Raw genomic sequence first — 13,404 nt, 5'->3', positions numbered from 1 at the left:
ATCCTAATTATCTTATTTCAGTGGTGCTTTGAACCATTCATTAACTGATTTGATCTAATTTCATCAATTATATGTCATTAAATTATTCTGTTAGTCTTGGTTAGTGCGACGGCAAGAGCAGCACGGTCATGAATCTGTAATTTATCATAGATAGAAGAGATATAGTTTTTTACGGTTCCTTCTGATATATAGAGAAAACTTGCAATTTGTGAGTTAGTAAAACCTTCTGCTATCATTGCACATATTTCATGCTCTCTCTTGGTTAACTCTGAAAGTGGGAGTATTATGTTTTGAGGTGAATCCAAATTTGTTAAAGAAGCTATCGTGTTTGATTTTTTTGAAGACTTCTTATCAGAGATTAGCTTGGTCAAGGTTTCTAATACTTTCTGGTCAATTACGCTTTGACCATTTCGGATATTTAATAGTGCGGTAAGAATCGCATTACGTCCGGAATCTTTCAATAAATAACCATTTGCTCCATATTGCATAGCTAGAGTAATATTTCTTTCATCATAAAAGGTTGTTAGTACTAAAATTTTCATAGAATCATACTGGTTTCGGATATTTCGTATTAATTCAAGCCCACCAATCGTCTCCATGTTAAGGTCAATCATAGCCAAGTCAGGCACAATATGATTGATACATTCTAGGGCTTCCAAACCATTGCGGGCTTTGCCGACGATCTCATATTCTTCTGATAAGGTTAGAATGATTTCTAAGCTCTCTAATAAAAGAGTTTCGTCATCTACAAGCAGTACTTTATATTTGGTATTCATGTTTTCCCTCATTTCTGCATTGATTTTTCGGTGAGCAATGGTAACTTCATAACAACCCAAAAATCATCCATATAATTTAATGAAAACTCACCGCCTATATTTTCTAGATAAGTTTTTATTTTTTTAAGTCCATATCCCTGCAGAAGGCACCTTTCCTGTTCTACTGGTGTTAATTGCTTCATAGAACTACCATTATCTGATACACTAATTGTAAGAATGGAATATTCTATTGTAGCTAAAATTAAAAATGCGGTAGCGTTTCCATGTTTTTGCCCGTTGGTCAGACATTCCAAAATTGCACCATGAAGAAACTCTGCATGCTTGGTTTCTATGGAAAATTGAGCATATTTATTAAGGGAAGTATCCTTCTCATTTGTTATCTGAATGTTATGACGCACTCTTAGCGAGGTGTCTTGGGTAAATTCCTGTATGGTAGAGGTCATGGTATAAAAAAGATCAGTCAAAGGAATTGAGGTATTGGCATTGTCTACAAGGCGAACCGCACGGCGGATGGTGGTAAGACTTTGTCCTAAGCGTTCTTTCGCAATCATTATTTTTTCTTTGCTAAGTTCACTGTCTTGATTTGCTAAAAGTTCGGCAGCTTCTAAAGTTATTAAAGCAGACGTAATTGTATGGCCAACCACATTATGAATGGTACGTCCAATTGCCTCTCGCTCTTCTAATCTAGCATTTCGATCAATCACTGCATTTTGTAATGCTAGACGTTGGTTTAGATTATGTTCCGATAGTTTTGCTATCGCTGTATGGTTTAATGCATCCTTCATGTTGGCATCCTTATAGAGGATATAATAATAAGCCGTTCTTAACTTAGCATAGATTAAGAGTGATAGCTCAATAAGAATCAGAGAACCAAAGAAGGTTAAGTAGGTAGCAGGGTTAAGTTTACCAGCCTTTTTATAGTAAGTTGGATACCACACGAGGTAATTTAATAGTGATAAAAGAATCGGAAGGAAATAATAACTATAGCGAAACCATAAAATTTTTAAAGCATTACTTGGTAAAAGAGATACAATAGGAATTATGAAAAGTACGATAGAATGGTTTGGTACGATCATTGTGAGTATTATGTAATTTATAAATAGGAAAAAAAGATAGAGTAATTTTCTATCTGGGCAATCTTCATAACGGTAAATATTGCGTAATAAGAAATAACTACCGCATCCAATCATGACAGCAATAGGAAAAACAGCTTGACGAAAAATACTAACAATAGTCAGAAGTAGAGCTACTACTGTGGTAAATACTTCATCGATATTGGATTTTAAATTATATACCATCATAGATTCTTGGTTTACATCTATTTTTTTTATAAAATTAGTTAATGACATGGTATAATAATCAAGGAAAAGAGTTCACTTGATATCTCCTTTATAAGTTTAAGAGTTTAGTAATAAGTGTTGTGGACAATTGTTTCGACATTCTTTTGATTTGAGAGGAAAAACATTCCTTTTCTAATTATAACTGACGAAAAGTAAAACTGCAATTATAGGTTTATACTATACTACGAATATGTAATTAACTCTGAAAATTCGAATAATTCTAGTGTATTGATATTAGTCATTTCCAATGTGACTAATTAGCACATCAAATCAGAAAATTTTCAAATTTACAAAAAAATCAGTAGAATCCTGCTTGACACCAACTATTTTGTACTATATAATACACGAAGTGACTTAAATTAACCGCAAATGGTCTGAAAGCCATGAAATAGGGGCGTTTAGCGAATCGAAACATCAAAGCGGATTATGAAGGTCCGCTTAATAAAATACGAAATTATATTAAGGAGGTAAACCAATGAAAAGCTTTATGGCAAGTCCAGCAACTATTGAAAGAAAATGGTATGTAGTTGACGCTACAGGACATACATTAGGACGTCTCTCTTCTGAGATCGCAAAAGTTTTAAGAGGTAAGAACAAGGCAATCTATACACCACACATCGATACAGGTGATTACGTAATCGTTGTCAATGCTGACAAGATTAAGGTAACAGGTAAGAAGATGGATCAGAAGATCTACTTCAGCCACTCTGATTATCCAGGTGGAGTAAGAGAAACTACATTAAAAGAAATGTTAGCAAAGAAGCCTGAAGATGTTATCACTCTTGCAGTGAAAGGCATGCTTCCAAAGGGACCTTTAGGAAGATCTATGTTAAACAAATTACACGTATACGCTGGTCCAGAGCACAACAATGCAGCTCAGAAACCAGAAGTACTTGAAATCAAATACTAATTCGGACTGAAAGGAGGAAATAACATTGGCTAAAGCAAAATATTACGGAACTGGTAGAAGAAAAAGTAGTATCGCTAGAGTTTACCTTGTACCTGGTACAGGTAAAGTAACAATAAATAAAAGAGATATGGATGCATATTTCGGTCTTGAGACATTAAAGCTTATCGCTCGTCAGCCACTTGTATTAACAGAGACAGCTGATAAATTCGACGTTCTTGTTAACGTTCATGGTGGTGGTTTTACAGGTCAGGCAGGTGCTATCAGACATGGTATCTCCAGAGCCCTTTTACAGGCAGATGCTGATTACCGTCCAGCATTAAAGAAGGCAGGTTTCTTAACAAGAGATCCAAGAATGAAGGAAAGAAAGAAGTACGGCTTAAAAGCAGCTCGTCGTGCTCCACAGTTCTCCAAGAGATAATTGGAAATATTATGCAATATATTCAAAAGCCTTGCAAATACAGTGTTTGCAAGGCTTTTTTTATTATAAAAAAATAGAGAAATAACACGAAATAATAAAAATAAATGTAAATGAAGACAAGTAGAGAACATTTTTCTAAACATAATTTTACTAAAATTTTATTATAGCTGTTGGTGTAGAATTATGGAATAAAATTTGATAAAATATGTAAAAGAATAAAATGAATAATGAAAAGATCATTATTGTATTTTAATAGAAAGGTAAAACATTATGAGAGAAGGGAGAATAATATTTTTAAACGGTGTTACTAGTACAGGAAAAACATCTATCGTAAACGAAATCTTTACGCGTGAAGGTGAATTATATTATGCATTGTCGTATGATCTTTTTGAAGAAACAATACCTGAATGGGCAGTAGATGAAGGGACGCATTACAGTGAGGCAATTATTGCAATGTATTATGCTGCATGCGGTTTTTCGAGTCAAGGAAGAGATGTATTGATTGACGGATTAATTATGAATCTTCCAGGGCTTGAGGAGCATTATAAAAAACTGAAGCAAATATTTGAGGGCTATCCTTTACAGATCGTGGAAGTATATTGCCCTCTTGAGATATGTAGGAAGAGAAATATTGAGTGTGGTGATAGAGCCGAGAACAAGTCAGAGATCCAGATGGAAATCATGGAAAAGAACATTACCTACAATTACACTATCGATACAAGCAGACTTTCTGTGGCGGAATGTGCAGATCTAATACTAAAGTTTTGTGATTAATAAGTCAAGCAAACTGAAAAATAGCAGATAGTTTGCGTAGAGTACATACAGAGAACAAAAACGATCGCAAGTCTTTAAAACAAGGGTTGAAAGTTCTCAAAGAGATAATCAAAACAGAATACGGATATTACAAGACCCTTGCAAATAGTAGGGGTAGTACATTGTAGTTTAATTAGCTAGAAATACATATTAAAATTGAAAACAGAATAATTTTTGTGGGAGGACAAAATGTTGAAAAAAATATCAGTAACATATAATGAAACAGAATGGTTATATGCGCCAGAAGAATTGTATTGCAATATTGATGGATGTCAGCGAAAACTTCAGCTAATTATTCCATACCGAAGAGAATGGGAAGAGGACACCAGATATCCGGTTGTTTTATATGTGCCTGGTGCTGCATGGCATAGACAGGAAATGTACAATGACATACCAAAGGTATGCAAATTGGCAGAGCATGAAATTGTGATTGCTATGGTGCAGCATCGAGAGTGCGATATTGCTATTTTCCCAGCGCCTATTGAAGATATACACCGAGCAGCATGCTATTTAGTTGAGAACGCTCAGAGATTTCATATAGATCCTTCGCGAATATTTTTGGCTGGACATTCTGCAGGAGGTCACGTTGCATTGATGACAGCTTTTACTAAGGCAAATGGTGTGTGGGGACCAGAAACAGTAGGTATGAAGGATTACGAAATAAAAGGTGTTATTGCTCAAGCAGCACCATCTGATTTAATGTTATGCCAGAAGGAACAGCTACCATTTTGGATGAAGAAAAGACCTACTGCAGAATTGTTGGGAGTTGAACGAGTAGAGGAAAATCCTGAGCTTGCAAAGCAAGCATCCTGTGAAATGTATATAAGAGAGAGCCTACCGTTGCCGCCCGTGATTCTATTGCATGGAGATCAGGATTGTATCGTATCCGTAGAGCACAGTAGAAATCTGTATCAGGCATTAAAAGATAAAAAGAAATCAGTTGAATATTATGAACTAGAGGGCGTGGGGCATAACGGAAATGCTTTTTGGTCGGAGGAGGTTTTAGAAATAATTAGAGACTTTTGCTATGATGAAGATTAATAGAAAAAAGGTATTTGAAATTATTGAATGGCAGAAATATTCGCAGGAAATACGATAGGAATAATTGGAAGAATTTATGCGATTTTATAGACAAAAATAGCATTTAATGAGATAATAAACAATATTATGGTGGAGGTGCTACTATGTGGTTTGGATGGCTTGTAGGATTTATTATTCAGGGCGTTATTTGGGGATTTGCGACAGATGCTGTTGTTAATAACAAAGGTTATGATGAAAATTGGTTTTGGTGGGGTTTTTTCTTTGGCTTTATAGCGCTAATTGTTGCTTTGACAAAACCAGAGTGCCATAGCAGCTATGATTATCAAGCATCTTCGCTACTTAGTCAAGTGGCACAAGAAGAAAGCGGGAAAAGAATGCTTCGCAATGATGGTTGGAATTGTCAGTGTGGTAGAGTTAATCCAAGTTATACGGGAACATGTGCTTGTGGACGTTCAAAAGATATGGTAAATGAACAGAAAAAGAAAGTTGAGGAAGAGAAAAAATCACAAGAAAAACTTGTAGAAGATAATTTGAAACTTGATAATTTGAAAAAAATGAAGGAATTATTAGACGCAGGTGCTATTACACAAGAAGAGTATGATATAAAGAAAAAACAATTATTAGATATATAATTAACCCAAAAGACTTCGCGAAAATATGCGAAGTCTTTTTAATAGCAAATCCCCAAATATGTTCACAATATTTGGGGATTTCTCTTTAAAACTAAGTCCAATCAGTAAACCGCAATACTAATTTTTATCATAAAATCATCGGTGTCTTGAACTGCCAACTTATCTAAAAGATATTCTTCGTACGCGTCACCGCATATCGTTAATCCCTGTTCTTTAATCTTTTGCAGAAATGGCTCATAAAGTTCCTTCGGCAATTCAAATGGCCCTTTGTGGTAAGTTATTGCATAAAGTCCTGCTGGCTTTATTTTAGATTTCGCGTCATTCCTTCGGACAAAAAGCCGGCCAACTCTCCCATAAATTCCAGATTCAATATCCTTTTGGTTTATGATAGAACCTGCGTAAGCAGGGCCTTTTAGTTCTGCCTCTTTTAAAAACTGATCCGTTAAGTTAAACCACTCATCAGTATTCAGCTCTTCTCTTAAAGGAAGTGGATTGCTGTATAGGATAGTTTCATCAGGAAGGGTTTTTACAATGAATTCATCTAAAGGTGCACTAAGTGCCTCCTCGGTATAGTCTACGATATTACTTAATAACCACTGTATCTGCTCTAGCTTTTTTATTTCTTCTTTTACTTGGGTTAGCTGTTCCTTCGAAAGATCAATTAATTTTTGCGGGGAGGGATCATTTACATAGTTTTTTAATGATTTAATTGGAAAGTTAAGCTCTCTTAAAGATTGAAGCATCCAGAAGACATCAAGTTGTTCAAATGTGTAATACCGATAGTCGTTATCCCCTACCTTGGCTGGATGAAATAAACCAATCCGATCATAATAGAAGAGAGTATCTTTTTTGATCCCAAATCTCTTAGCAAATTCTCCGGTGGTAAAGGATTTTATATTATTTTTGTTCATATTATTCTCATCCATGTAATTTCCCCCTTGACTATGGAGCTACTCCATACTTTATATTACATGTAGTTATTAAAATATACAATGGTTATGAAGTGAAATTTATACAAACCATAATAAAAGTATTACATTACGTAAGGCAAATTAGAATTGGAGGTAACATAGGAATGGGTTGGATTAAGAATGTGCTTCTTGAGATAGGAAGAGAAGAAATTGTAAAAGATACAATGGAAACAAAGACAGAACAAGTTTGTCTATTCATTCAAGATGGCAGTATCAAAGAAATTACGTCAGTAGTTCCTGAAGATGCAAAAGATGTAATTGATGCAAAAGGGTATTTGGCATTACCGACCCTTATGGATAATCATATTCACTTGGATAAAGGTCATTACGGTGGCAAATGGCATGCTGTAGTACCAATGCATAGTGTTGCAGAAAGAATTGAAGAAGAGAGAGGATTTTTACGTGATGCTCTTGCAGATACACCGCAAAAAGCACAAGCCTTAATAGACTTGATTACAGGTAGGGGTGCAACGTTTTTACGTGTACAAACGAACGTAGACCCTGTAATTGGGTTAGATAATGTTACTGCTATCAAAGAAGTTCTTGAACAAAACAAACATAAATTAAAGTATGAAATCGTAGTATTTCCACAGCATGGAACAGTAGTTACAGAAGAACTAGGTTTATTAAGCAAATCATTAGAAGATGAGGCTGTTACAACTATAGGTAGTGTAGATCCAGCAACAATTGATGGAGACATTGAAAAATCATTAAAGATTACGTTTGATTTAGCAACCAAATATCAGAAGGAAATTGATATCCATTTACATGATAGAGGTACTTTAGGTATTTTTGAAATCAATCGTATCATTGACTATACGATTGCTACGAATATGCAGGGAAAAGTACAAATAAGTCACGCATTTTCGCTTGCAGATGTATCGAATGATGTAGTAATAGCTACTTTAAAACGTTTAAAAGAGGCTAATATAGCAATTAATACAACCGTTCCGATTGGGATGAAGGCTTTATCCATTCCATTGCTAGAAAGTTACGGTGTTAAGGTAAATATAGTTAATGATAATATTAATGACCACTGGAGCCCATTTGGATCGGGAGACTTAATCGAAAGAGCAAGTCGCGCGGCGGAATGTTTTTCTATGACTGATGAAGTTTCCTTATCACAGGCTTTAGGACTTGTTACAAATGGCATAACCCCTCTTGATCTAGAAGGAAATATGGTTTGGCCTAAGGTCGGAGATAAAGGAAATATTCTTTTTGTAAAGGCAGAGACTTCTGCCCACTTAATAGGAAGAGTTTGCCCTGAAAGAGTTGTTTTATTTGAAGGAGAATGTGTATCCGGAGAATTTAAATAGAATCTAAGTAAATATAAAGTATTTTATGGACTGAGTGAAATTTCAAAAGTAGCTCAATATAAAGTTCTTCTGAAACATAGCTAATAATCTAGAGAGATTAGTTTAAACTATATTTTATTTATGCCAGCCACTTGTGTGGCTGGCATTTTGTGCGACAGGCAGTCACACTAGTCCTAGCTATGCTATGGCTATTTACGTATCAGGAACAGCGATCAAGATGCAGATGCAGGAAAAGTTCACGAGTCGAGCTTTTTCTTGTTGCTATTATATTATTTTATGGTTTTCCCATAGTATGGGATTTGGTTTAAATGACAGTTACAAAAAATAGGTTACATTACAATCCTGCAGTCTATATTCTGTGGGATTTTTTATTATTAAAATTTTAACAGTATACTATTTATAAACAAGTAAAAATATTATTGACTATCTAGTCCATAACTGATAAAATAATTACAGACTAGATGGTCAATAATTAACTGTAGGCAAACTTCCTAGAGCAAAGAGAAGTTAGTTTGTCAGTTTGTAGTCTTATGACCTAGTAATCCTAAGTATTAAATTACTTATAATAACAACGAGGAAAGAGGTGCATAATGAAGAAAGAGGAAAAAACTGAATTAACAAAGGAAAAGATAATTAATGCTGCAATCATAGAATTTGGTTTAAAAGGATACGAAGGGGCATCCCTAAATAATATATGCAACGATAATGGAATTTCCAAAGGTCTTATCTATCATAATTTTAAGAGTAAGGATGAGATTTATTTGATTTGCGTTAGAAGATGTTTTGATATGATAACGGCATATTTACAGGAGCAAAACGTTAATAGTGATATGCATCAGTATATGGAATTGCGATTTCGTTTCTTCTCAGAACATCCAGTGTACGCTCGAATCTTTTTTGAATCGGTTTTACAGTCACCAAAACATTTAATAGAGGAGATTAAAGAATTAAAAAAAGATTTTGATGAATTGAATATCAAAATCTACCGTTTGGCGCTATCAAAATTAACTTTGAGGGATAGTGTTACCGAACAGGAGGCGCTCGAGTATTACAGCATGGTGCAGAATATGTTTCATGGTTTATTTCAATATGGAGTTTTTCAAAATGAAGATTACACTGCACTTATAGATGCACATGAAACGAAACTTGCCAAAATACTTGATTTGATGCTCTATGGTATCGCGAAGGAGGGAAAAGAATGATAATTTTATTATTAAGATTATTAGCAGCAATTGTAATTGCGTATTTTATTGGTAGGCTAGTTTCTAAAGTTAAGTTACCAGCAATACTTGGTTGGCTTATTGCTGGAATGATACTTGGGCCTCATGCTTTCTCACTTATGAATTTAGAGGTCCTTGATGCCAATTGGTATCAGACAATGGTGCACATTCTAGAGTGTGCTGTAGGGTTAATGATTGGTACTGAGCTTGTTTGGAAGAAAATTAAGCAGTCCGGAAAGTCTATTATCATAACTACACTGACTCAGTCGCTTGGAACCTTTCTTATTGTATCTTTGGTATTTGGAATAGTTTTTTATTTTTCAAGTATTCCTTTATACCTTGCTTTTATATTTGGTGGTATTGCTTTAGCAACTGCGCCAGCACCAGCACTTTCTATTGTAAGAGAATTTAAAACGGATGGACCAGTAACCAAAGCACTGATACCAATGGCAGCTCTTGATGATATGGTTGGTGTGGTTGTATTTTTTACAACAATATCAATTATAGCATCAAATATTTCTGAGAAAAAATTACCTGCTTATCTGATAGTAGTAGTGGTTCTTTTGCCACTTGTAATTGGTGTTGTAACAGGTTTATTTGCTGGATTTGTTTTAAAGAAAGAGCGTAATGCCCCAGCAACAATTGCATTACTCATTGTAACTTTATTGATTGCGTCAGCAGTTGGCTTTATATTTAATGACTATATAATGCCCAAACCAGTGTTAAATTTTATGCTAATTGGTATGGCATTTTCCGCTACCTTCGCTAATATGATGTCAGAAGAGAGACTGGAACAAATTATGCAGAGTTTTAATCCGATTTTAGGACTCTCAATGATTGTTGTAATCCTAAATCTTGGGGCGCCTCTTGATTATCATTTAATTTTGGGAGCAGGTTTATTTACTGCTATCTATATTCTTGCAAGGGCATTTGGTAAATATTTTGGAGCATTGTTTGGTGCCAGTATTACAAAGTCGCCAGACACAGTAAAAAAATATTTAGGACTGACGCTGTTACCACATTCGGGGGTATCACTAGTATTTACAGGAATAGCAGTTTCCGTTCTATCTACACCTGCGCCAGAGAGTGCGAAAATTATACAAGGTACGATTGCCGCCGCGGCAGTTATTAATGAGATAATTGCTGTGATCATTGCTAAGAAAGGATTTGAGTGGGCAGGTGAGTTTAATAAAAAGGTAGATGCTACGAATGGTTAACGCCGTAATTTCTTAACACTAACATGCTTAAACTATATATAGTAATAGATTAGATTTTTTTAAATATTATAGAATACGTTTAGAGCCAGCGAAAAGAAAGATGATAGGTAATAAATAATAGAGATAAAAAAAAGTTTTACATCATAGCATAATAAGCTATGATGTAAAACTTTCTTTAAATTTAAAATGAATCTAATTAAAATAAAACCCAATAAATAAAACCTAATAAATAAAACTTAGAAAATAAAAAAACATTTGAAATCCAAAATTATCTATTAATCATTCTTGTGCCTCTTTAACCGCATCCTCTAAGCTCATATCGCAAAAAGATTGTGCATTAAATAATCTTCCGCTTCTTTTATCATCTACGAAGGCACCAACAACGATACCTGGTATTACAGATTCTACGGAATTTGGAGCATACGGACCGCCAAGAGAGGTACGGCACCAACCGGGATCAGTTAGGTTTATTAAAACATCGGTACCTTCTACCACCGAAGCTAAATCTTTAGTATATTTATCAAGAGCAGCTTTACTTGCTGAGTATCCGGCTTGTTGAGGCTCATTTTGAATACCACTTGTTGTATTAAGGATTCGGCCAAACCCTTTTTCTATCATCTTTGGAAGGAAATGATAACAAATCATAGCAGGTGCTATGGTATTAATCATAAAGCTTGAAGTGAAATCTTCCACCGGGGTTTTGAAATACTCAGTGCGGTATGCAACTTGCACACCTGCATCGTTAAAGACAAGAGATACCTCGACACCAAGGGCATCAATTTCTTCTAACATATGTCTAACTTCATCCGGGTTTGACAATTCGGCAGCTACGGAATAAGCATTGACACCAAGTTCTTTTACTTCTTCTAATACTGCATGAGTATGCTCTAATGAGCGGCTATGTAAGATAAGATTGCATCCTTGCTTTGCCATAAATATGGCGATTTGATATCCGACACCTCTACTAGCACCGGTGATGAGAGCCCAGCGGCCATTGACATTAATCATATCATTCTCCATTCCGCCGTCAAGCGGCGGTTCCTTTCTATTTATTAAATCTGTCTTATATAAAAGAAGTATAGCAAACCCAATCACAAAACGATATAAAAAATATCATAATAAATCGTATAAACCTATTGCAATAGCATTCATGTTTTACTATCATTTTGATTAATGAGTGAATACTTTAAAGGAGGACTTATATGGAAACTAATCCGATTCTACGTTTGGATTATCCGGATCCGGATGTAATCCGTGTTGATGACACGTATTATATGGTGAGTACAACGATGCATTTCATGCCAGGTTGTGAGATCTTGCGTTCTTATGATTTGATTCATTGGGAACATGCCTCTTATGTTTATGAGGTTTTGGATAGTACACCAGCTCAGAGATTACAGGATGAGGAAAATATATACGGGAAAGGCATGTGGGCTGCTACACTTCGTTATAACAAAGGATTCTTTTATATCTTATTTGTAGCAAATGATACTAGAAAAACTTATCTCTATACTTCAAAACAGGTAATAGGGCCGTGGAAGAAACAGCAAGTGGAGGGTTTTTATCATGATGCATCTCTTCTTTTTGATGATGATAGAGTTTATATAGTTTATGGGAATAAACAAATATATATAACAGAATTAAGAGAAGATCTTTTAGGTCCTAAACCGAATGGGCTTCATCGTATGATTATTTCTGAGGACTGGAACCCAATGCTTGGCTATGAAGGTTCACATATCTATAAAATACATAACAAATACTACATATTTCTTATTCATTCGGATGCAAAGGAATGGAAACGAATTGAGGCTTGCTTTGTTTCAGACTCCTTAGATGGTACTTTTATTGGCGGAGATATATTAAATGATGATATGGGGTATCGAAACCTGGGAGTAGCACAGGGTGGAATTGTTGACACGAAAGATGGAGAATGGTATGCCATTTTATTTCAGGATAGGGGAGCGGTTGGAAGGATTCCGGTATTAGTACCAGTGACATGGGTGAATGATTATCCGGTATTTGGTGAAGATGGTAAGGTACCAAAAATGATAACAACCAGTAGTCTTAAGCCTCAGTATACCTATCAGCCCCTAGTAGGAAGTGACGATTTTGTTTATGATTCCAACGACATAAGAGAAAGAAAACTAAAATCTTTTTGGCAGTGGAATCATGAACCTGACTCTAAAGCATGGTTGATTGATCAAAATAAGAATGGCTATTGTATCCGTACTCAAAAACTTTCTAAGGATATGACACAGGCGAATAATACCCTAACACAGCGAATGAGATTTCCTAACTGTGCTGCTTTTGTCACTGTGGACGGAGCAGAGTTAAACGATGGTGATTATGCTGGAATTGGAGCGTTACAGGGATGCTTTGGCATGATAGCCTTAACGCGTGAGAATGGAGAATATTATATCTGTATGCAGGCTAGGGAGGCAACGAATACTTCTTTAGAGGCGGAAACGGAAAACGCCCATGGCATAGAGTATGCTAGAATTCCAGTAAACAGCCACGAAGTCACCTTTAAGCTTTCGGTTGATTTTATGAATCAGAAAGATGAAGCAAAGTTTTATTATCTAACTGAAAATGGTTTTGAACAACTTGGTATCGTACATTCTTTATATTTTAAGTTAGATCATTTTGCAGGCTGTCGATTCGCATTATTTAATTATTCAACGAAACAATATGGAGGCGTTGCATGCTTTCAGAATTTTGTCTATGAGTAAATAAGAGAAAGAATCGTAAGG

13 protein-coding genes are annotated in these 13,404 nt (G+C 35.2%); 9 read left to right on the top strand and 4 right to left on the bottom strand.

Translation table 11 applies throughout. The features are described 5' to 3' along the window. Nucleotides 1-77 precede the first annotated feature (77 nt). Together CPHY_RS18820 and CPHY_RS18815 are read right to left on the bottom strand one after the other, a co-directional pair. On the bottom strand, nucleotides 78-776 hold the full coding sequence (locus tag CPHY_RS18820; RefSeq protein WP_012201625.1) for a response regulator: 699 nt from the start codon (nucleotides 774-776) through the stop codon (nucleotides 78-80). An 8-nt stretch (nucleotides 777-784) separates the two neighbouring features. Next, nucleotides 785-2,125: a sensor histidine kinase gene (locus CPHY_RS18815; protein WP_012201624.1), complete on the bottom strand. Its 1,341-nt coding sequence runs from the start codon at nucleotides 2,123-2,125 to the stop codon at nucleotides 785-787. Between the two features lie 466 nt (nucleotides 2,126-2,591). On the opposite strand from CPHY_RS18815, the gene rplM reads away from it, so the two are divergent. The 5 genes from rplM to CPHY_RS18790 all read left to right on the top strand — a co-directional run bounded on the left by rplM (nucleotide 2,592) and on the right by CPHY_RS18790 (nucleotide 5,930). Beyond that, on the top strand, nucleotides 2,592-3,026 hold the full coding sequence (gene rplM, locus CPHY_RS18810) for a 50S ribosomal protein L13 (protein ID WP_012201623.1): 435 nt from the start codon (nucleotides 2,592-2,594) through the stop codon (nucleotides 3,024-3,026). A 25-nt stretch (nucleotides 3,027-3,051) separates the two neighbouring features. Further along, the gene (gene rpsI / locus CPHY_RS18805; RefSeq protein WP_012201622.1) at nucleotides 3,052-3,444 is read left to right on the top strand and encodes a 30S ribosomal protein S9; all 393 of its coding nucleotides are present in this window, start codon (nucleotides 3,052-3,054) and stop codon (nucleotides 3,442-3,444) included. Nucleotides 3,445-3,714: 270 nt separating this feature from the next. Further along, a complete protein-coding gene (locus CPHY_RS18800; RefSeq protein WP_012201621.1) occupies nucleotides 3,715-4,218 on the top strand; it encodes a chloramphenicol phosphotransferase CPT family protein in 504 nt (167 codons plus the stop codon). A 228-nt stretch (nucleotides 4,219-4,446) separates the two neighbouring features. Next, nucleotides 4,447-5,298: an alpha/beta hydrolase gene (locus CPHY_RS18795; RefSeq protein ID WP_012201620.1), complete on the top strand. Its 852-nt coding sequence runs from the start codon at nucleotides 4,447-4,449 to the stop codon at nucleotides 5,296-5,298. A gap of 143 nt (nucleotides 5,299-5,441) precedes the next feature. Then, on the top strand, nucleotides 5,442-5,930 hold the full coding sequence (locus tag CPHY_RS18790) for an SHOCT domain-containing protein (protein WP_012201619.1): 489 nt from the start codon (nucleotides 5,442-5,444) through the stop codon (nucleotides 5,928-5,930). A gap of 101 nt (nucleotides 5,931-6,031) precedes the next feature. Here CPHY_RS18790 and CPHY_RS18785 read toward each other — a convergent pair whose 3' ends face one another. Then, on the bottom strand, nucleotides 6,032-6,856 hold the full coding sequence (locus CPHY_RS18785) for a MerR family transcriptional regulator (protein ID WP_012201618.1): 825 nt from the start codon (nucleotides 6,854-6,856) through the stop codon (nucleotides 6,032-6,034). A 149-nt stretch (nucleotides 6,857-7,005) separates the two neighbouring features. Between CPHY_RS18785 and CPHY_RS18780 the strand changes: the two genes are divergently transcribed. The 3 genes from CPHY_RS18780 (at nucleotide 7,006) to CPHY_RS18770 (ending at nucleotide 10,654) form a co-directional block, all read left to right on the top strand. Then, the gene (locus CPHY_RS18780) at nucleotides 7,006-8,217 is read left to right on the top strand and encodes an amidohydrolase family protein (protein WP_012201617.1); all 1,212 of its coding nucleotides are present in this window, start codon (nucleotides 7,006-7,008) and stop codon (nucleotides 8,215-8,217) included. A 590-nt stretch (nucleotides 8,218-8,807) separates the two neighbouring features. Continuing rightward, the gene (locus tag CPHY_RS18775) at nucleotides 8,808-9,419 is read left to right on the top strand and encodes a TetR/AcrR family transcriptional regulator (protein ID WP_012201616.1); all 612 of its coding nucleotides are present in this window, start codon (nucleotides 8,808-8,810) and stop codon (nucleotides 9,417-9,419) included. Further along, nucleotides 9,416-10,654: a cation:proton antiporter gene (locus CPHY_RS18770; protein ID WP_012201615.1), complete on the top strand. Its 1,239-nt coding sequence runs from the start codon at nucleotides 9,416-9,418 to the stop codon at nucleotides 10,652-10,654. Before CPHY_RS18775 ends, CPHY_RS18770 begins: the two co-directional genes overlap by 4 nt. A 279-nt stretch (nucleotides 10,655-10,933) precedes the next feature. On the opposite strand, the gene CPHY_RS18765 is transcribed toward CPHY_RS18770, so the two are convergent. Next, a complete protein-coding gene (locus CPHY_RS18765) occupies nucleotides 10,934-11,662 on the bottom strand; it encodes an SDR family NAD(P)-dependent oxidoreductase (protein ID WP_012201614.1) in 729 nt (242 codons plus the stop codon). A 194-nt stretch (nucleotides 11,663-11,856) separates the two neighbouring features. Between CPHY_RS18765 and CPHY_RS18760 the strand changes: the two genes are divergently transcribed. Then, entirely contained in the window at nucleotides 11,857-13,383 is a 1,527-nt protein-coding gene (locus CPHY_RS18760) for a glycoside hydrolase family 43 protein (RefSeq protein ID WP_012201613.1), read from the top strand. The last annotated feature ends 21 nt before the right edge of the window (nucleotides 13,384-13,404 follow it).

This window comes from Lachnoclostridium phytofermentans ISDg (assembly GCF_000018685.1).
In the GTDB taxonomy this organism is placed as follows: domain Bacteria; phylum Bacillota; class Clostridia; order Lachnospirales; family Lachnospiraceae; genus Lachnoclostridium; species Lachnoclostridium phytofermentans.
This window is presented reverse-complemented; position numbering and strand designations above follow the sequence as displayed.

Bases quoted from the DNA above. Each gene is read 5' to 3' on its own strand.
- CPHY_RS18785 (WP_012201618.1), bottom strand. From the start codon at position 6,856: ATGGATGAGAATAATATGAACAAAAATAATATAAAATCCTTTACCACC.
- CPHY_RS18780 (WP_012201617.1), top strand. From the start codon at position 7,006: ATGGGTTGGATTAAGAATGTGCTTCTTGAGATAGGAAGAGAAGAAATT.
- CPHY_RS18790 (WP_012201619.1), top strand. From the start codon at position 5,442: ATGTGGTTTGGATGGCTTGTAGGATTTATTATTCAGGGCGTTATTTGG.
- CPHY_RS18815 (WP_012201624.1), bottom strand. From the start codon at position 2,125: ATGTCATTAACTAATTTTATAAAAAAAATAGATGTAAACCAAGAATCT.
- CPHY_RS18760 (WP_012201613.1), top strand. From the start codon at position 11,857: ATGGAAACTAATCCGATTCTACGTTTGGATTATCCGGATCCGGATGTA.
- CPHY_RS18800 (WP_012201621.1), top strand. From the start codon at position 3,715: ATGAGAGAAGGGAGAATAATATTTTTAAACGGTGTTACTAGTACAGGA.
- CPHY_RS18775 (WP_012201616.1), top strand. From the start codon at position 8,808: ATGAAGAAAGAGGAAAAAACTGAATTAACAAAGGAAAAGATAATTAAT.
- CPHY_RS18795 (WP_012201620.1), top strand. From the start codon at position 4,447: ATGTTGAAAAAAATATCAGTAACATATAATGAAACAGAATGGTTATAT.
- CPHY_RS18820 (WP_012201625.1), bottom strand. From the start codon at position 776: ATGAATACCAAATATAAAGTACTGCTTGTAGATGACGAAACTCTTTTA.
- CPHY_RS18765 (WP_012201614.1), bottom strand. From the start codon at position 11,662: ATGATTAATGTCAATGGCCGCTGGGCTCTCATCACCGGTGCTAGTAGA.
- rplM (WP_012201623.1), top strand. From the start codon at position 2,592: ATGAAAAGCTTTATGGCAAGTCCAGCAACTATTGAAAGAAAATGGTAT.
- CPHY_RS18770 (WP_012201615.1), top strand. From the start codon at position 9,416: ATGATAATTTTATTATTAAGATTATTAGCAGCAATTGTAATTGCGTAT.